This is a genomic window from Acidovorax sp. NO-1 (assembly GCF_000238595.1).
GTDB lineage: Bacteria > Pseudomonadota > Gammaproteobacteria > Burkholderiales > Burkholderiaceae_C > Acidovorax.
The window spans coordinates 20,919-39,796 of record NZ_AGTS01000143.1 but is presented as its reverse complement, the minus strand read 5'-3'; the positions used below and the strand labels follow the sequence as shown (position 1 = coordinate 39,796).

The window sequence follows — 18,878 nt, the reverse complement described above, 5'->3', positions numbered from 1 at the left end:
CCTCAGCGCGCAATTCCGCGCGTGGAGACATCCAGGAAGCCCAGCATCATGGCGATGTCGGCCTCAGATTCAGGATGGTCCACCGTCAGCCCGGAGATACCAGAGCGCGCGGCCTCCAGCGTCAGCCCCTGGCGGTACAGCAACCGGTGCATCTGCTTGATGCCCGCAATGCGCGCCGGCGAAAAACCTCGGCGGCGAAGCCCTTCCAGGTTCAGGCCGCGCACGGCCAGCGGGTTGCCATCCACCATCATGAAAGGCGGGACGTCCTGCGAAATATGGCTGGCAAAGCCGGCCATCACATGGGCACCCACCTTCACAAACTGATGGACACCCGTCAGGCCGCCGATGATGGCCTGGTCAGCCACGTGCACGTGGCCTGCCAGGGTGGCGTTGTTGGCGAGAATGGTCTGGTTGCCGACCACGCAATCGTGCGCGATGTGCACGTAGGCCATGATCCAGTTGTCGTTTCCGATCGTGGTCACACCCTGGTCCTGCGTGGTTCCCAGGTTGAAGGTGCAGAACTCGCGAATGGTGTTGCGGTCGCCAATGACGAGCCGGGTAGGCTCGCCCGCGTATTTCTTGTCCTGCGGGGCAGCACCCAGGGATGCGAACTGAAAGATGCGGTTGTCTGCACCAATCGTCGTGCGACCCTCAATGACGCAATGCGCGCCAACCGTCGTGCCCGCGCCAATGGACACATGCTCGCCAATGACCGCATAGGGCCCCACGGTCACCGACGGGTCCAGGCGGGCGCCGTCCGCAACAATGGCAGTGGGATGGATGTTGCTCACGATCCAGCAGGCCCGGGCGGGTCAACCCACATTGCGCATGGTGCACATGAGCTCGGCCTCGCAGGCCACCTCTTCGCCCACGCTGGCCACGCCCTTGAACTTCCAGATGCCACCGCGCACGCGGTCGATGGTGATGGCCAGGATCAGCTGATCGCCGGGCTCCACAGGGCGCTTGAACCGCGCACCATCAATGCCCACAAAGTAGTAGATATTGTTCTCATCGGGCACCTTGCCCATGGCATCAAACGCCAGCAACCCCGCCGCCTGGGCCAGCGCTTCCAGAATCAGAACACCCGGCATCACCGGGCGGCCAGGAAAATGCCCCATGAAATAGGGCTCGTTGAACGTGACGTTCTTGATGGCCTTGATGCGGGTGTTGCTCTCCAACTCGATCACTTTGTCCACCAGCAGAAACGGGTAGCGGTGGGGCAGTTGCTTGAGAATTGCGTGAATATCCATCATCGAGTTGTTCTTCCGTTCATGCTGCCTTGAGAGCCTGCTCCAGCGCCTTGATGCGCTCGCGCAAGCTGTGCAGTTGTTTGAGTGTTGCAGCGTTTTTTTCCCAGCGCGCATTGTCGTCGATAGGAAACATGCCGGTGTATTGGCCAGGTCGGGTCAGAGAGCGTGTGACCACCGTAGCAGCCGAGATATGCACGTTGTCGGCCAGTTCCAGGTGGCCCAGCACAATCGCCCCGCCGCCCACGGTGCAGTGCGCGCCAATGGTCGCGCTGCCCGCCACCCCCACACACCCGGCCATGGCCGAGTGCTTGCCGATGCGCACGTTGTGGCCGATCTGGATCAGGTTGTCGAGCTTGACCCCGTCTTCGATGACGGTGTCCAGCAGTGCGCCCCGGTCGATGCAGGTGTTGGCGCCGATCTCGACGTCGTCTCCGATGCGCACGGCGCCGAGCTGCTCGATCTTGACCCACTGCCCCCGCTCGGGCGCAAAGCCAAAACCATCCGCGCCAATCACCACACCGGCGTGCACGATGCAACGCTCGCCGATGGTGCAGCCTTCGCCCACGGTCACACGCGACTTGAGCACGGAGCCCGCACCCACCTGAGCGCCGCGCTCCACCACACACAGCGGTCCTATCGTCGCGGTGGGATGCACCAGCGCCGTGGGATGCACCACTGCACTGGGGTGAATCCCCACTTCCTGGGCCGGCGCATTGTGTTGCCGCCACAACTGGGTGGCACGTGCGAAATACACGTAGGGGTTGTCCGCCACGATGCAGGCACCCCGCGCCAGTGCGGCATCGCGCATGGCAGGCGCCACAATGACACAGGCCGCCCGGGAGGCGGCCAGTTGTTGCTGGTAGCGGGGGTTGCTCAGGAAACTGAGGTCTCCCGGTCCCGCAACCTCCAGGGGCGCGATGCGGGAGATGACGGCATCCCGTGCCCCACCTCCTTCCAGCGAGCCCCCGAGCGCATCAACGATCTGCCCAAGAAGCAAGCTCACGCGTCACCTGCAAAGGGCTGGCGCTCACTTGCCAGAAGAGGCATTCAACGCCTTGATCACCTTGTCGGTGATGTCATGCTTGGGGTTGATGTAGACGGCCTCCTGGAGGATCACGTCGTACTTCTCGGCTTCCGCCACTTGCTTGACGACCTTGTTCGCACGTTCGAGCACCTGGGACAGCTCCTCGTTCTTGCGGGCGCTCAGGTCTTCCTGGAATTCGCGGCGCTTGCGCTGGAATTCACGGTCCTGGTCCACGATCTGGCGCTGGCGGGTGGTCCGCTGGCTTTCCGCCATCGTCGGGGCTTCACGCTCGAACTTTTCGGTGGCATTTTTCAGCGAATTGCCCATCTCCACGAGTTCTTTTTCGCGGCGGGAAAACTCCTGCTCCAGCTTGGTCTGCGCAGCCTTGGCCGTGTTGGCTTCGCGGAAGATGCGGTCTGTGTTTACAAACCCGGCTTTGAACTCCTGAGCATGCGCGGGAGCTGCGGCAACCATCGAGCCAAGCAGCAGGGCCAAAGAGATATGGCGAGAAAAGGATTTCATTAGAAGGACGTTCCAATCTGGAATTGCAGTTTCTGGATTCTATCGCCGGCAAACTTGCGCACCGGTTGCGCAAACGCCAGGCGCAAGGGCCCGAGTGGAGAAATCCAGCTCAAGCCCACGCCAACGGAAGAGCGCATGCCACTGAACGTGATCTTCTCGTCTTCCCCATACACATTGCCGATGTCGAAGAAAGTGAACACGCGCAGGGTGCGGTCATTTCCGGCGCCGGGGAACGGAGCAATCAGTTCGGCATTCAGGGTCAGCTTCTTCGGCCCGCCCAGTGATGCCCCGGTGACATCACGCGGCCCCAGGGTACCCTGATCGAAACCACGAACAGAGCCCAGACCGCCAGAGTAGAAATTCTTGAACACCGGGAAAGGCCGGCCATTCAAGCCTTTGCCGATACCGACCTCGCCGTTGAAGGCGACAGTAAAGCGCTTGTTCAACGGCACGTAATGCTGGTACTGGTAGTTGGCACGAACGTAACGGGAATCACCTGCGACTGACCACTCCGAATTGAGCCGCTGATAACGACCGGAGTTGGGGGCCAATGCACTGTCGCGGTCATCCCGCGACCAGCCAATGGTCAAAGGAACGGACGTGCTGCTGTACCCAAAGCGCTCGGCATAGGACAGGTAAGTCGCCGGAATGTTGGTGCCCGCCTTGATCTTGGTCTGTTCAAGCCCACCGCCGAAATACACCGTGTCGGTCTCACTGAATGGCACACCGAATTTCACGGATGTCCCCGTGGTGATGAGCTCGTAATTGCCGCCCTGATCCTCGTACGGCTTGTCGGTACGGTAATACACATCCAGCGTGCGCGAGATACCTTCTGGAGTGAAGTACGGATCAATGGTGCTGAATACAAAAGTTCGGCGGTACTTGCTGGTATTGACATCAATACCCAGGTAATTGCCAGAGCCGAAGATGTTCTCCTGCTTGATACCAAAGGAAAGCGATACTTTCTCTGCACTGGAGAAACCCACGCCCATCTGGAGCGATCCGGTGGGCTTTTCGGCAACTGTAATCACCAGATCCACCTGGTCGGGCGAGCCTGGTACCTCCTGGGTTTCCACATTGACCTCGGTGAAGAAACCCAGGCGATCGACGCGGTCGCGTGACAAGCGGATTTTTTCACCGTCGTACCAGGAAGCTTCGTATTGCCGGAATTCGCGGCGGATCACCTCATCACGCGTCCGGTTGTTGCCGCTCACATTGATACGGCGCACGTAAGCCCGTCGCGAGGGTTCCGCCTGCAGAACGAATGCCACACGGCTGTTTTCGCGGTCAACCTCTGGCACAGCCTGTATGCGCGCGAACGCAAAACCAAATCGAGCGAAATACTCTGAAAATGCCTTCGTCGTTTCAGCAACCTGGTCAGCGTTGTACGGCTCGCCCGCACGAATGGTGACCAATGACTTGAACTCATCGTCGCGATCGAGGTAATTGCCTTCCAGCTTCACGCCAGAAACGACAAAGCGTTCGCCTTCCGTCACATTGACAGTGATCGAGATATCCTGCTTGTCCGGCGATATGGCAACCTGGGTGGAATCAACGCGGAACTCCAGGTATCCCCGTTGCAGGTAATACGAGCGCAGGGTCTCCAGATCGGCGTTGAGCTTCGCGCGTGAATAGCGGTCCGATTTCGTGTACCAGCTGAGCCAGCCGCCCGTATCCTGATCAAACAGCCCCTTGAGCGTGGATTCGCTGAACGCCTTGTTACCAACAATGCGGATTTCGTTGATGCGGGCTGGCTCACCCTCCACCACGGTGAACGTCAGATTGACGCGGTTGCGCTCGATCGGGGTCACAGTGGTGACCACTTCTGCGCCATACAAACTCTTGTTGATGTACTGGCGTTTGAGTTCCTGCTCAGCCCGGTCAGTCAGCGCCTTGTCATAAGGGCGGCCTTCGGTCAGCCCGACATCGCGCATCGCATTTTTGAGCACATCCTTGTCAAATTCGCGGGAACCGACGAAATCCACGTCGGCCACTGTGGGGCGCTCTTCCACCACCACGACCAGCACATCGCCCACCGCTTCAAGGCGCACATCCTTGAACAGTCCCAGACCAAAGAGCGCACGGATCGCCGCAGCACCTTTTTCATCGTTGTAGTCATCGCCCACCCGCAACGGCATGGACGCAAACACTGTACCCGGCTCCACGCGCTGCAGGCCCTCGACACGGATGTCCTGCACCTTGAATGGCTCCAGAGCCCAAGCCGCGTTGGCGACAAAAACCATGGCTGCAACGGCCGATGCAGTGCGCACGCCCAGGCGATTGATGTGTTTTTTCATGAATGAAGCTGGCGCCGCACTTGCATGGCAAGGACGGCAAAAGTGTTAGCCAAAGAGCCGGGTGACATCGTTGAACAGGGCAATGGACATCATGAGGAGCAACACTGCAACGCCTCCACGCTGCAGGCGCTCCATCCATGCGTCAGACACACCCCTGCCCGTGAGTCCCTCCCAAAGATAATACATCAGGTGCCCACCGTCCAAGACCGGTAACGGCAGCAGGTTCAGCACACCAAGACTCACGCTGATGAGCGCCAGAAAAACAAGATACTGTGTCAGGCCCAAGCTGGCTGACCGGCCTGCATAGTCGGCAATGGTCAGCGGCCCACTGAGGTTCTTGAGCGAGGCCTCCCCGATGAGCATGCGGCCCATCATGCGAAGCGTCAGAACAGACACATCCCAGGTCTTGACCACCCCGGCCCAGGCGCCTTCGAAGACGCCGTAGTCGACCGTCACGAACTCCGGAGCTGCCCCCACGTAAGCGCCAATCCGGCCTACGGTAGCCTCTGCCTCGGCCTTGGCCTCCGGAAGCACGTCCAGGGTCAATACCCGCCCCGAACGATCAATGCGCCAGGGTTGCTCCAGTGGCTCGCTGCCTCGCACGGACTGGCGGATCAGCTCACGCAACTGTTGCCCATCCACCACGTCGCTGCTGCCGATCCTGAGCACGACATCGCCTTGTTGAAGCCCGGCGCGGGCGGCAGCTCCGTCGGGCATGACCTCGCCAAGCACCGGGCGCGTCCATGGCCCCAGAATGCCAATCTTGCGAAACAGCTGGGCGTCAGCCTCGCGGCTGTCAATCTCAGACATGTCCAGCAGGATTTCACGGTGCACAGCACCTGACTGGGGTTGCACGTCCAGACGTACCGTCACACCCTCCAGGGCCCCCCGCGTGAGCAGCCAGCGCAAGTCTTCAAACGATCGCACCGGCTCCATGTCGTCCGACCCCAGCGCTGCCTGCGAAACCAGTTCGCCACCACGCAAGCCTGCGCTTTGGGCGACAGAACCGGCCACCGGGCTGGCAAGGACGGCCTTGGGCTCCTGTACACCATTCCAGTTCACGATGGAGTAAAGCAACACCGCCAGCAGCAGGTTCGCGAGGGGGCCGGCAGCAACAATGGACGCGCGGGACCTGAGCGGCTGGGTGTTAAAGGCCAAATGGCGCTCTTCGGGCGCGACAGGCGCCTCACGCTCGTCCAGCATGCGTACATACCCACCCAACGGGAAGGCGCCGAGCACGAACTCCGTGGGCGAGCCCTTGGGTTGCCAGCGCAACAGCGGCTTGCCAAAGCCCACAGAGAACCGCAACACTTTGACCCCGCAAGCGACGGCGACCCGGTAATGACCGTATTCGTGCACGGCAATCAGCAGACCGAGTGCAACGATAAAGGCAACGATCGTGAGAAGCATGGGTTGCGGTTCCGTGTAGCGGTGAAAACTCAGGCCGCCAGGCGGACTGCAGCTTGCTCGGCAGCACTGCGCGCCTGGGTATCCAGGTCCAGCAATGCTTCGAGCGAATCCGGCTTGGAGGGGTAAACCGCATCCAAAGTTGCAAGATTCACGGCGTGAATGTGGTCAAAACGAAGCCGCCCGGACAAAAAGGCCCCCACTGCCACCTCGTTGGCAGCATTGAGCACGGCGGTCGTCCCTTCGGCCGCTTTCAGTGCCTGCCAGGACAGATGCAACCCCGGGAAGCGGCGGGCATCAGCGTCTTCAAAGGCCAGGGCGGACAGGGTCGAAAAATCCAGCTTGCTCGCACCACTCGCAATGCGCTCCGGCCACGCCAGGCCGCACGCAATGGGCACGCGCATGTCGGGCGTACCCAACTGCGCCAGGATCGAGGCATCGTTGAACTGCACCATGGAATGGATGATCTGCTGCGGATGGATCACCACCTTGATCTGGTCGGGGTGCAGATCAAACAGCCAGCGGGCCTCGATCACTTCGAGCGCCTTGTTCATCATCGTGGCCGAATCCACCGAAATCTTGCGCCCCATCGAGAAATTGGGGTGGGCGCAAGCCTGGGCCGGTGTGATCTCGGCCAGTGTCGCCGGATCCCGTTGCCGAAACGGCCCCCCGGACGCTGTGAGCAAGATGCTGTCCACACGCTCTGCCCAGGTGGCAGGGTTTTCAGGCAGGCACTGGAAGATGGCGGAGTGTTCGCTGTCGATGGGCAGCAGCGTCGCCCGGCCCTCGCGCACCGTCTGCATGAACAACCCGCCGCCAACCACCAAGGCTTCCTTGTTCGCCAGCAGCAATCTCTTGCCTGCGCGCGCAGCCGCCAAGCAGGGCGCCAGACCCGCAGCGCCCACAATCGCCGCCATCACAGCATCCACCTCGGGGTGTGACGCTATCAATTTAATAGCATCTTGCGCTTGAAGGACCTGCGTTGGAAGACTATTTGACGCTAATTTATCAGCGAGAAGCGCCGCATGGGGCGCGCTTGCCATCACCGCGAAGCGCGGGCGGAACTGCGCGCACTGCGCCAGCATGAGATCCACCTGGGTGGCGGCGCTGAGCGCAAACACGGCAAACCGGTCCGGGTGGCGGGCCACCACATCCAGCGTGCTGGTCCCGATGGAACCCGTGGAACCCAAAACGGTGATCTGTTGCTTCTTCATCGTGTTGTCAGGCTCGTGAGCATCATGGCCAGGGGGAGCGTGGGCAGCAAGGCATCCACGCGGTCAAGCACACCGCCGTGCCCGGGCAGCAGGCCACTGCTGTCCTTGACACCGGCGCTGCGCTTGATGAGAGACTCCACGAGATCCCCCGACACACTCATGGCCACCATGAACAGTGCCGCAATCACCAGCATCCACCAGCCGGGCTGTGCCATGCGGCTGTAGAAACTGGGCACAACCGCCTGCCAGTGGGCATCGGCCGCGACCCAGACGAAGGCCATCACCATCACACCCGCCAGGCCGCCCCACACGCCTTCCCAGCTTTTGCCGGGACTGATGGAGGGGGCCAGCTTGCCCTTGGTAAAGCGCAGGCCAAAAGCACGGCCGGCAAAGTAGGCAAAGATGTCGGCCACCCACACCAGCAGCAGCACCGACAGCAGAAAATTGATACCCACATTGCGCGCCTGTACCACGGCCAGCCATGCAAGCCACAGCGCCAATACCCCCGCCACAAGCCGCACGCCACCCGGAATGCGAGGCCAACCGGGCACCCCGGCCTTGAGCAGCCAGGCAGCCGCCAACACCCACAGCCCCCCGCCCACCACCCAAAGGGCGGTCAACGGACGATCGACCCAGCCCAGGGCCCAAGAACCCGCGCACAGTGCAACACACGCAGCGCCCACGGCCAACGAGCCGGCCTGGCCAAAACCGCTCAGGCGCCCCCATTCCCACGCCCCGGCGGCCATGAGCACCAGAACCACCAGCATGAACGGCCCGGTCGACGGGTAAAAAAGTGCGGGCAGCAAAACCGCCAGCAGGACAAGTGCAGTGATGACGCGCTGTTTGAGCATGGGGCCTTTCAGAACCTGTACAGGTTCTCAGCCCGGCATCGGATCGGGATGCGCGGACAGTATTTGTTCGGAGGTTTTGCCGAAACGGCGTTCACGCCGCCCGTAGGCGGCAATGGCCTCGTCCAGCGCCGAGTCATCGAAGTCGGGCCACAACCGGTCACTGAAGAAGAACTCGGAGTATGCCGATTGCCACAGCAAGAAGTTGCTGATGCGCATTTCGCCACCGGTGCGGATCACCAGGTCCGGGTCTGGCACGTGGGCCAGTCCCATCGCGCTGTGCAGACTGGCCTCGGTGATTGGCTCACCACGCGCGGCCAGCGACGCGGCCGCCTGAGCGATGTCCCAACGGCCTCCGTAGTTGAAGCAGACATTGAGCACCAGGCGTGTGTTGTCCGCCGTGGCCGCTTCGGCCTGACCCAGACCGTCTCGCACCTTGGGCGAAAGGCTGTCCCTCTCGCCCACAAAATGAAGGCGCGCACCGTCCTTCTTGAGCTGGGGCACCTCGCGCGCCAGGGCCATCGCCAGCAGCTCCATAAGGCCAGAGACCTCATCCGCAGGACGATTCCAGTTTTCGGAGGAAAAAGCGAAGACGGTCAGCACACCCACGCCGCGCTGCGCGCAGGCGCGTGCGCAGCGGCGCAATGCATCAACCCCTTGCTTGTGGCCTGCCAGGCGCGGCAGGAAGCGGCGCGTGGCCCAGCGACCGTTGCCATCCATGACGATGGCAATGTGGTGTGGCACCACCGATGAAACAGACATGAAAAACGATCAGCGCCGGTACACCGGGGCTCAGACCGCCAGGATTTCCTGCTCTTTGGCAGCCACCAGCGCATCGATTTCGGCGATGTGCCTGTCGGTGAACTTCTGAACGTCAGCCTCGGCGCGCTTCTGGTCGTCTTCGGACGCGAGCTTGTCCTTGACCAGTTTCTTGACGGATTCATTGGCATCGCGGCGCAGGTTGCGCACGGCGATCTTTGCGCTCTCGCCTTCGTTGCGCGCGAGCTTGGTCATTTCCTTGCGGCGCTCTTCGCTCATGGGAGGCATGGGCACGCGAATCAGGTCGCCCATGGATGCGGGGTTCAGACCCAGGTCGCTCTCTCGGATGGCTTTCTCAATCTTGGCGCCCATGCCCTTTTCCCAAGGCTGCACGCTGATGGTGCGCGAATCGATCAGGGCGACGTTGGCCACTTGGGAGAGGGGCACCATGGAGCCGTAGTACTCCACCTGGACCGAGTCCAGCAAGGCCGGGTTGGCACGGCCTGTACGAATTTTTTGCAGGTTGTTCTTGAACGCTGCGATGGATTGGTCCATCTTGGTTTCGGCAGTTTTCTTGATGTCGGCAATCGTCATGTTTTCTCCTCGGGGCGGCCTGCATCCGGTGCAGGCCCATCCATCGTGATCAGGCGTAAACCAGCGTACCTTCGTCTTCACCCATCACCACGCGCTTCAGGGCGCCGTGTTTGATGATGGAAAACACCTTTACCGGCAGCTTCTGGTCGCGGCACAGGGCGAAGGCGGTCGCATCCATGATGCCCAGATTGCGGGACATGGCCTCGTCAAAGCTGAGCTTGGTATATCGCGTCGCCGTGGGGTCCTTCTGGGGGTCGGCAGTATAAACGCCGTCCACCTTGGTAGCCTTGAGCACCAGTTCCGCGCCAATTTCGGCACCCCGCAGGGCGGCGGCTGTGTCGGTGGTGAAAAACGGATTGCCCGTACCGGCCGCGAAGACCACGACCTTGCCCTCTTCAAGATACTGCAGCGCCTTGGGGCGCACATAGGGCTCGACCACCTGCTCGATGGCGATGGCGGACATCACACGGGCCACCAGGCCCTGCTTGTCCATGGCATCGGCCAGGGCCAGGGCGTTCATCACGGTGGCCAGCATGCCCATGTAGTCGGCAGTGGCACGGTCCATACCGACCGAGCCCCCGGCGACGCCACGGAAAATATTGCCCCCACCGATCACCACGGCCACCTGGACACCCAGGCGGGTCACTTCGGCGATCTCCTCGACCATGCGCACGATGGTGGCGCGGTTGATACCGAAGGCATCATCCCCCATCAGCGCCTCACCAGACAGCTTGAGCAAAATGCGCTTGTGGGCTGGTGCGGCGTTGGACATGGGAAATTTCTCCGGTAAGTGGTGCGAGGCTTGGGTGGGGTTGTACGGAACGATCAGGCAGCAGCCTTGGCAGCAGCCACCTGGGCAGCCACTTCGGCGGCAAAGTCGTCCACCTTCTTCTCGATGCCTTCGCCCACCACGTACAGGGTGAAACCCTTCACGTTGGTGTTGGCAGCCTTGAGCATCTGGGCCACGGTCTGCTTGCCGTCAGCGGCCTTCACGAAGACCTGGTCGGCCAGCGAGACTTCCTTGAGGTACTTCTGCACAGCGCCGTCGATGCGCTTGGCCGTGATTTCGGCGCTTTGTGCGGGCTTGCCAGCGGCCACGAGTTCCTTGTTGGCTTCGTCAGCCTTGCCTTCGGCCACCGAACGCTCCTTGGCGATCAGTTCGGCAGGCACGTCAGCACTGGTCAGGGCCACGGGCTTCATGGCAGCCACGTGCATGGCAACGTCCTTGGCCGCAGCGGCGTCACCGTCGAACTCGACGACCACACCAATGCGCGAACCGTGCAGGTAAGCAGCCAGGTTGGAGCCGCTGAAGCGCTTGAAGCGGCGGAACGACATGTTTTCGCCGATCTTGCCGATCAGGCCCTTGCGCACGTCTTCCAGCGTGGGACCGAAGCTGTCCTGCTCGTAGGCCAGAGCGCCGAGGGCTTCCACATCAGCCGGGTTGTGCAGGGCGACCAGCTTGGCAGCAGCGTTGGCCATGGCGATGAAGCTGTCGTTCTTGGAGACGAAGTCGGTTTCGCTGTTGACTTCGACCAGAGCACCCGTGGTGCCGTCGATGTAGCTGGCGACGACGCCTTCAGCCGTGATGCGCGATGCAGCCTTGCCAGCCTTGGTGCCCAGCTTGACGCGCAGCAGCTCTTCCGCCTTGGCCATGTCGCCGTCGGCTTCGGTCAGCGCCTTCTTGCATTCCATCATGGGGGCATCGGTCTTGCCACGCAGTTCAGCCACCATGCTTGCGGTAATTGCAGCCATCTTTGTTCCTTCAGTGTTCAGTTCAGTCAGTTCAGATTCGGGCTAAAAAAAGGGGGCTCACCAGGGGCCCCGCTTTTGTTCGCGACGGATCGCGCAGCCGGGCTATCAGGCAGCGGCTTCTTGCACTTCCACGAATTCGTCGGTGCTCTCTGCAGTAGCAGCCTTCACGACTTCATTCACGGCGTTGGCACGGCCTTCGATGATCGCGTCAGCGATGCCACGGGCGTACAGCATCACGGCCTTGGCCGAGTCGTCGTTACCAGGGATCACGTAGTCGATGCCTTCGGGCGAGTGGTTGGTATCAACCACACCGATCAGCGGAATGCCCAGCTTCTTGGCTTCGGCAACGGCGATCTTGTGGAAGCCCACGTCGATGATGAAGATGGCATCGGGCAGAGCAGCCATGTCCTGGATGCCGCCGATGTCCTTTTCGAGCTTTTCGATTTCGCGGGAGAACGTCAATTGCTCCTTCTTGCTCAGGCTGTCCAGGCCAGCTTCTTGCTGGGCCTTCATGTCCTTGAGGCGCTTGATCGAGGTCTTCACGGTCTTGAAGTTCGTCAGCATGCCGCCCAGCCAGCGCTGGTCCACGAAAGGCACGCCAGCGCGTTGCGCTTCGGCGGACAGGATTTCACGGGCCTGGCGCTTCGTGCCGACCATCAGGATCGTGCCGCGGTTGGCAGCCAGTTGCTTGGCGAATTTTTGGGCTTCCTGGAACAGTGGCAGCGACTTTTCCAGGTTGATGATGTGAATCTTGTTGCGATGGCCGAAGATGTAAGGGGCCATCTTGGGGTTCCAGAAGCGGGTTTGGTGACCGAAGTGGACACCGGCTTCCAGCATTTCGCGCATGGTAACGGACATAAAAATACTCCAAAGGTTAAGTCTAAAATCAGCCCCAATAATTGCAGTGCCGTGATCATCACGAACACTGCAACACCTTGACAGGGCTGCTTTGCGATTGGTCTTGCCGCAGCGGCCACGCCGGTTGTGCAAACCTTGCACCACTGCGCTACTGCTCCCAGCAAAACCCAAAGATTCTAGCACACCCATGCTTCCTGACCTGATCGCCACCCGTGAGCAACTGCGGGACGGCGCCACCACCGCGCCCGCCGAGCTGGAGCGCTGCATCGACGCTGCCCAGGCCGCATCCAACACCCACAGCTTTGTACGCACGCTGTTTGACGAGGCACGCACCACGGCGGTGCAGCCGGGTGTGACCCAGTTGCCTCTTGCCGGACTGGCCGTGTCGGTGAAGGACCTGTTTGACGTGGCCGGCCAACCCACCCCGGCGGGCTCCACCGCGCTGGCGGGGGCTCCCGCAGCAGCTCAAGACTGCCCGGCCGTGGCCCGGCTGCGCGCTGCGGGTGCCAGCCTGATTGGCCGCACCAACATGGTGGAGTTCGCTTTCTCTGGCGTGGGCGTCAACCCCCACTACGACACGCCTGCTGCCTGGGATGCCCGATTTGGCGCCCTGCCCGGCGCGCCCCGCGTGCCCGGCGGGTCTTCGTCTGGCGCCGGGGTGTCGGTAGCCACTGGCGCCGCGTTCATCGGGCTGGGGTCGGACACCGGTGGCTCCATCCGCATTCCTGCGGCGCTCAACGGCATCGTGGGCTTCAAGAACACTGCCCGGCTGGTGCCCACCGCTGGCGCCGTGCCGCTGTCCACCACCCTGGACACTGCCTGCGCCATGACGCGCACCGTGCGCGATGCCATCGTGGCGCACGAGGTACTGGCCGCACGGCGCGTGACGCGCAGCCTTGCGCCGCTGTCGCAATACCGGCTGGCCGTGCCGTCCACCTTGTTCCTCGACGGACTTGACGCCACTGTGGCCCAGGCCTTTGAGCGCAGTGTGGAAGCATTGCGCCAGGCAGGCGCCCAGATTGACATCATCGCCCTGCCCGCCGTGCTGGAGCAGCCCGCGTACGGCTTTGCCGCCCCCGAAGCCTACGCCTGGCACCGCGAGCTGCTGCAGCGTGCAGGCGACCGCTACGACCCCCGGGTGCGCATGCGCATCGAAAAAGGCGCCACGCTGATGGCCTGGGAATACATCGACCTTTTGCAGGCGCGCCAGCACTGGATTGCACGCATGCTCGCCGACATGGAGCCGTACGACGCCCTGCTGTCCCCCACCGTGCCCATCCTGGCGCCACTGCTGGCCGATGTCGCCCCCGCAGATGGCGTGGACAAGGCCCGGGACGCCGCCCGCGACGCCGAGTTCTTCCGCGTGAACAACCTGCTGCTGCGCAACACCAGCGTGGTCAACCTGCTGGACGGCTGCGCGCTGTCGCTGCCCTGCCATGTACAAGGGGAACTCCCGGTCGGGCTCATGGTCTGGCACGGGGCGCTCAGGGATGACACGGTGCTCAACATCGGCCTGCAGATCGAGCAAAAACTACAAAAACAATAGCTGTTAGCGCTTTATGCATAAGCGCCAGAGCCAACAAACACCAAAAACTCATGAAGATTGCCATCGTGGGCGCCGGCATCATCGGCGTCACCACTGCGTATGAGCTGGCCAGCGACGGCCACGAAGTCACGGTGTTTGAACAACGCAGTGCGGCCGCCGAAGAGGCCAGCTTTGCCACCGCCGGGCTGCTGGCGCCCCACCTGCTCAGCCCCTGGGCGCTACCGGGCTTCGGCCAGCCGCTGCGACTGATGGGGACACAGGCCACCCTGCGGCTGGCTGGCGGGCTGACCCGAGCCAACTGGGCCTGGCTGCGGCGCTGGCGCAGCATGGCGCGCAGCCACAGCGCCCCGGCAGCCGCGGTCGAACGCCTGGCGCAATACAGCCAAGCTCGACTGCAGGCCATTGCGAGCCAGCATGAGCTGGACTTTGAAGCCAGCGACGGCCGCCTGGTGCTGCTGCGCACCGAAGAAGACCGCACCCGACTGCAACCCGCGCTGCAAGTGCTGCGCGACAGCGGTGTGGCCCTGCGCGAGATCGGCGCCGATGTGGCGCGCCAGATCGAGCCTGGCCTCTCGCCCGAAGCCCCGCTGGCAGGCGCGATCCACCTGCCCGATGCGCGCGCTGGCAACTGCCGCCTGTTCGCCCAGCTGCTGCGCCAGGGCATCCAGGGCGCGGGTGCGCAGTTTGTGTTCAACACCCGGGTGGACCGCCTGGGCACCAGCCCCACCGGCGTGGTGCTGCAAGGCGAAGCGGACCTGCGCCGCTTTGATGCCGTGGTGCTGTGCGCCGGCATGGCTTCGGCCACGCTGCTGCCCGAACTGGGCCTGGGCCTGCCCATGGCGGCCGTGTATGGCTACTCTGTCAGTGCCCCGCTGCGCGAATCCACTCACGCCCCCCGCGCCAGCGTGGTGGATGCGGGCCAGCAAATCTCCATCACCCGCCTGGGCCAGCGCGTGCGCATTGCCGGTGGCGCTGAACTGGCCGGGGCCGATGCCGAGCACCACACCCCCACACTGCAACGCCTGTACCGCACGCTGAACGACTGGTTCCCTGGCGGCGCGCAGCTGTCATCCAACCTGCAGATCTGGCGCGGCGCCCGCACCATGCTGCCCGACGGAGCACCGGTGGTGGGCGCCAGCGGCGTGCCGGGCATGTGGCTCAACACCGGCCATGGCGCTGGCGGCTGGGCCTTGGCCTGCGGCAGCGCGCGGGCACTGGCCGACCTGATCGCGCAACGGGACCCCGAGGTGTCGCTGGACGGGCTGGGCATGCGGCGGTTCTAAACCTTCCTGCGCTTTGCCCCCACGGGGCATCGGCGCACAATGGCAGGCGCGCTGCCGCTGGCAGCAGCCCTTGCCCCCTGCAGCCCATGCACCGCATCACCGCCCACCAGCCGCACCCCTTGTTCAACACCGCCGCCACCCGCCGCCTGGAAAAAGCGGCAGCGGCCGCCCTGCCCCCGCACACCCTCATGCAACGCGCCGGGCTGGCCGTGGCGCAACTGGCGCATGCGTTGGCACCCCACGCACGCACCGTGTGGATTGCCTGCGGCCCCGGCAACAACGGCGGTGACGGGCTGGAAGCTGCCATGCACCTGCAGCGCAGTGGCCGCAGAGTGGTCGTGACCTGGCTGGGCCAGCCCGATACGGCCCCGGCGGATGCCAGGGCCTCGTGGCAGCGCGCACGGGATGCGGGCGTGTCCTGGGCAGACACTGCGCCCAACGATCTGGGGGCCAACGACCTGTGCATTGATGCGCTGCTGGGCCTTGGCGTCTCTTCTTTACCCCACAGCCCCGCACGCACGCCCGACGCAAGGCTCCAGGCCTGTCTGCAAGCCCTGCACCGCAGCCAGGCCCCCGTGCTGGCCGTGGACCTGCCCAGCGGGCTGGACGCAGACACCGGCCAGTTTGCGGCAGGCCTCGCGCCCGACACCCCAACCCAACTGAACTACCACCTGCACCACCAAACGCCCCCGCCACGCCACACGCTGAGTCTGCTCACCCTCAAGCCCGGCCTGTTCACCGCCGCCGGGCGGGACGCAGCAGGCCAGGTCTGGCTGGATGATCTGGGCGTAGAACCCGGGCACGAGCCGCCCAACGCCTGGCTCTCCGGCCCCGCCCTGCCCGCCCCCCGCGCCCACGCCAGCCACAAGGGCAGCTATGGCGACGTGGCAGTGGTGGGCGGCGAAGGATTGGCGGCGCGGGGCATGGGCATGGCGGGCGCCGCACTGCTGGCCGCTTCGGCCGCTCTGCACAGCGGCGCGGGCCGGGTGCTGGTGGCCCTGCTCGACAACGGCCAGCAGCAACTCGACCCACAGCAGCCCGAGTTGATGTTCCGCAGCTTTGAAGCGCTGGCACTGGAACAGCACACCGTGGTCTGCGGCTGTGGCGGCGGGCAGGCCATCGCTCGCGTTCTGCCCGAGGTCATCACCCGCGCAGCCCGACTGGTGCTGGATGCCGACGCGCTCAACACCATCGCCACCCAGGCCGCACTGCACGCGCTGGTGGTGGCACGCGGACAGCACGGGCAACCCACGGTGCTCACACCGCACCCGCTGGAGGCTGCTCGCCTGCTGGGCCTGACCACCGCCGAGGTCCAGGCCCACCGGCTGGATGCCGCGCAGCAACTGGCCAACCAGTTCAACTGCGTGGCCGTGCTCAAGGGTTCGGGCACCGTGGTCGCTGCACCCGACCGCGTCCCGGCCATCAACCCTACGGGCAATGCGCGGCTGGCCACGGCGGGTACAGGCGATGTGCTGGCAGGCATGGTGGGCGCCCACCTGGCCGCCGGTGCGAGCGCCTTGCGCGCTGCGAGTGAAGCGGTTTACCAGCATGGCCAGGCGGCTGATGATTGGCCAGCGCGCCAGGCGCTGACGGCCAGTGCGCTGGCGCGGCGCGTGGGCGGAAGCTGAGCCTCAAGCCAGCAAGGTCACCTTCTTGAGCGGCTTGAGCACGCTCGACGGTGTCATGCCAAAGGTCTGCCGGAACATGCGGCTGAAGTGGGCCGAATCAGAAAACTCGCCATGTAGCGCCGCGTCGGTCAGGCGCGGGCTGACCGCCAGCCCCGCCATCGCCAGCCGCACCTGGGACCAGACCCGATAGGTACGCAAGCTCACCCCCATCTCGGCGCGAAACAGGTGATTGAAACGCGACGCCGAAAGCTGGACGCCCGAGGCCAGGTCATCCCGTGCCACCCGCCCCGCCTGCGGATGGCGCAGCGCATGCAGACTGCGCACCACGCGTAGGTCCAGCGGCGTCACCTCGCTATCGAACGGGCAGCGCAGCAAGGCGGGCAGGTCGAAGTGATGCAGATAACCCTCCATGGCACTGCGCGCACCCACTGGAGCTGCTACATCCAGCACCACGCCACCCTCTTGCTGGAGAAGACCGCGCAACGCCCGTGCTTCGTGCGAATCCGGCTCCAGGTACACCAGCGCCACCACTTCACCACAAGGGTCGAACAGGTGCGCCACCCCGGCATCGACCAACGCGCTGTGGCAGGTCTCCTCATGCCCTGCCCCCCAGTGCACCGCAAACCGGCCCGAGAGCCCCATCAGCAGCACCGGCGACGCATGGCAGTGCCAGCCGGTAGCCGGGATCTCTCCGACGTAGAGCGCCCGGTCAGTGCCCAGGGTCAGTGTGTTGCGTGCTGGCATAGCCCAAATCTACAAGTTTTTTTACCGCGTTCTCCGTAGCCTTGCCTCTCCGCCAGGGGCCGAGCGTGTGTTGACGCTTGAAGCTGCAGTCCCTGGCATGCACGCAGCCATACCCCTGGAGAACGCTTCTTGAAACGCATCGTTATTTCTGTCGCAACGGCACTGGTACTGGGCACGGTCGGCCTCTACTACGGGGCACCTTCGCTGTTCAAAGAGCCGCTGCTCAGCGCCAATCGCCATCTGTCCGGCCTGGAAGAAAAAACCGCCGATGCGGCCATGCACACCATCCACTACCTGGACAACGGCACGCCCCAAACCCCGCGCCGGGCCACGGCAGTGGCACGCCCATCGTTCTGCTGCACGGCATTTTTGCGGAGAAAGATCATTGGGTGGATTTTGCGCGACCGCTCACCGGCCAGTACCGGGTGATTGCCCCTGATATCCCGGGCTTTGGCGAGAGCACACGGCGGGACGACCAGCCCTACGACTACGCCGCCCACGTCACGCGGCTGGCCGCGTTTCTGGACGCGCTCGGCCTTGGGCGCGTGCATCTGGCGGGCAACTCGATGGGCGGCACGATCGCAGCGCTCTTTGCCCTGCAATACCCTGAGCGCGTAGCCAGCGTGGCCTTCATCGGCGCGCCCCACGGCATACGCTCGCCCCAGCCCAGCACCATGGACCGCCTCATCGACGCCGGGCAACGCCCGCTGGTGGCCCACAATGCCACCGCCTTCAAAGCGATGATGGAGTTGGTGTTTGAAAAGCGCCCCTTCCTGCCCTACCCCATCCTGCATGCCTCCGAGCAGGACGCGCTGCGCAACGCTGCATCCAACACCCGCCTGTGGGACGCGCAGCTCAAAGACCGCTACCTGCTGGAACAACACCTGGGCCGCCTGCAGCAGCATCCCACCCTGGTCCTGTGGGGCGACAGCGACCGCGTGTTCGACCGAAGCGGCCTCAAGACCTTGCAAACGCTGCTTCCGCACGCGCAGATTGCCGCGCTGCCTGGCATCGGCCACCTGCCCATGATGGAAGCGCCCAAAGACACAGCGCAGCGGTACGCAAACTTTCTGGCCGTTGCGGTCAGCCCCAAGAGCAGTGCCGCCGTGAAATATCCATAAAAATAGCCTCCAGCGCTTATCCATAAAGCGC

General features: G+C 63.6%; 19 protein-coding genes. 5 read left to right on the top strand and 14 right to left on the bottom strand.

Annotated features, from left to right (window positions below; genetic code table 11):
* Positions 1–2 precede the first annotated feature (2 nt).
* From lpxA to rpsB, 13 genes are all read right to left on the bottom strand, one after another.
* Entirely contained in the window at positions 3–791 is a 789-nt protein-coding gene (lpxA, locus tag KYG_RS19880) for an acyl-ACP--UDP-N-acetylglucosamine O-acyltransferase (protein ID WP_008906722.1), read from the bottom strand.
* A 21-nt stretch (positions 792–812) separates the two neighbouring features.
* A complete protein-coding gene (gene fabZ / locus KYG_RS19875; protein ID WP_008906721.1) occupies positions 813–1,253 on the bottom strand; it encodes a 3-hydroxyacyl-ACP dehydratase FabZ in 441 nt (146 codons plus the stop codon).
* Between the two features lie 16 nt (positions 1,254–1,269).
* Positions 1,270–2,253: a UDP-3-O-(3-hydroxymyristoyl)glucosamine N-acyltransferase gene (gene lpxD / locus KYG_RS19870; RefSeq protein WP_008906720.1), complete on the bottom strand. Its 984-nt coding sequence runs from the start codon at positions 2,251–2,253 to the stop codon at positions 1,270–1,272.
* 24 nt (positions 2,254–2,277) lie between these two features.
* A complete protein-coding gene (locus KYG_RS19865; protein ID WP_008906719.1) occupies positions 2,278–2,796 on the bottom strand; it encodes an OmpH family outer membrane protein in 519 nt (172 codons plus the stop codon).
* Positions 2,796–5,093, bottom strand: coding sequence for an outer membrane protein assembly factor BamA (gene bamA, locus KYG_RS19860; RefSeq protein WP_008906718.1), 2,298 nt, complete (start codon positions 5,091–5,093; stop codon positions 2,796–2,798). Before bamA ends, KYG_RS19865 begins: the two co-directional genes overlap by 1 nt.
* 45 nt (positions 5,094–5,138) lie before the next feature.
* Positions 5,139–6,503, bottom strand: a complete 1,365-nt coding sequence (rseP, locus tag KYG_RS19855; RefSeq protein WP_008906717.1) for an RIP metalloprotease RseP — start codon at positions 6,501–6,503, stop codon at positions 5,139–5,141.
* Positions 6,504–6,532: 29 nt separating this feature from the next.
* On the bottom strand, positions 6,533–7,714 hold the full coding sequence (ispC, locus tag KYG_RS19850) for a 1-deoxy-D-xylulose-5-phosphate reductoisomerase (protein ID WP_008906716.1): 1,182 nt from the start codon (positions 7,712–7,714) through the stop codon (positions 6,533–6,535).
* Positions 7,711–8,565: a phosphatidate cytidylyltransferase gene (locus KYG_RS19845; protein ID WP_008906715.1), complete on the bottom strand. Its 855-nt coding sequence runs from the start codon at positions 8,563–8,565 to the stop codon at positions 7,711–7,713. The genes ispC and KYG_RS19845 overlap by 4 nt, the downstream gene beginning before the upstream one ends.
* Positions 8,566–8,592: 27 nt before the next feature.
* Complete coding sequence (uppS, locus tag KYG_RS19840; RefSeq protein ID WP_008906714.1) at positions 8,593–9,324, bottom strand: polyprenyl diphosphate synthase; 732 nt, start codon at positions 9,322–9,324, stop codon at positions 8,593–8,595.
* A gap of 30 nt (positions 9,325–9,354) precedes the next feature.
* Positions 9,355–9,915, bottom strand: a complete 561-nt coding sequence (frr, locus tag KYG_RS19835; RefSeq protein ID WP_008906713.1) for a ribosome recycling factor — start codon at positions 9,913–9,915, stop codon at positions 9,355–9,357.
* Positions 9,916–9,964: 49 nt separating this feature from the next.
* Entirely contained in the window at positions 9,965–10,687 is a 723-nt protein-coding gene (pyrH, locus tag KYG_RS19830; RefSeq protein WP_008906712.1) for a UMP kinase, read from the bottom strand.
* A 53-nt stretch (positions 10,688–10,740) separates the two neighbouring features.
* Positions 10,741–11,667 (bottom strand): translation elongation factor Ts, encoded by a 927-nt coding sequence (gene tsf, locus KYG_RS19825; RefSeq protein WP_008906711.1) that lies wholly within the window; start codon positions 11,665–11,667, stop codon positions 10,741–10,743.
* A 105-nt stretch (positions 11,668–11,772) separates the two neighbouring features.
* A complete protein-coding gene (gene rpsB / locus KYG_RS19820) occupies positions 11,773–12,525 on the bottom strand; it encodes a 30S ribosomal protein S2 (protein ID WP_008906710.1) in 753 nt (250 codons plus the stop codon).
* A gap of 187 nt (positions 12,526–12,712) precedes the next feature.
* Here rpsB and KYG_RS19815 point away from each other — a divergent pair, with 187 nt between their 5' ends.
* From KYG_RS19815 to KYG_RS19805, 3 genes are all read left to right on the top strand, one after another.
* Positions 12,713–14,071 carry an amidase gene (locus KYG_RS19815; RefSeq protein ID WP_008906709.1) on the top strand — a complete coding sequence of 453 codons (1,359 nt, stop codon included), beginning with the start codon at positions 12,713–12,715 and terminating at the stop codon, positions 14,069–14,071.
* Between the two features lie 50 nt (positions 14,072–14,121).
* Complete coding sequence (locus KYG_RS19810) at positions 14,122–15,354, top strand: FAD-dependent oxidoreductase (protein WP_008906708.1); 1,233 nt, start codon at positions 14,122–14,124, stop codon at positions 15,352–15,354.
* Positions 15,355–15,440: 86 nt separating this feature from the next.
* Positions 15,441–16,982 carry an NAD(P)H-hydrate dehydratase gene (locus KYG_RS19805; RefSeq protein ID WP_008906707.1) on the top strand — a complete coding sequence of 514 codons (1,542 nt, stop codon included), beginning with the start codon at positions 15,441–15,443 and terminating at the stop codon, positions 16,980–16,982.
* A 3-nt stretch (positions 16,983–16,985) separates the two neighbouring features.
* On the opposite strand, the gene KYG_RS19800 is transcribed toward KYG_RS19805, so the two are convergent.
* Positions 16,986–17,726: an AraC family transcriptional regulator gene (locus tag KYG_RS19800; RefSeq protein ID WP_008906706.1), complete on the bottom strand. Its 741-nt coding sequence runs from the start codon at positions 17,724–17,726 to the stop codon at positions 16,986–16,988.
* A 129-nt stretch (positions 17,727–17,855) separates the two neighbouring features.
* Here KYG_RS19800 and KYG_RS25300 point away from each other — a divergent pair, with 129 nt between their 5' ends.
* Both KYG_RS25300 and KYG_RS19795 read left to right on the top strand, forming a co-directional pair.
* A complete protein-coding gene (locus tag KYG_RS25300; protein ID WP_008906705.1) occupies positions 17,856–18,155 on the top strand; it encodes a hypothetical protein in 300 nt (99 codons plus the stop codon).
* Positions 18,116–18,847 carry an alpha/beta fold hydrolase gene (locus tag KYG_RS19795; protein ID WP_008906704.1) on the top strand — a complete coding sequence of 244 codons (732 nt, stop codon included), beginning with the start codon at positions 18,116–18,118 and terminating at the stop codon, positions 18,845–18,847. The genes KYG_RS25300 and KYG_RS19795 overlap by 40 nt, the downstream gene beginning before the upstream one ends.
* Positions 18,848–18,878: the final 31 nt, after the last annotated feature.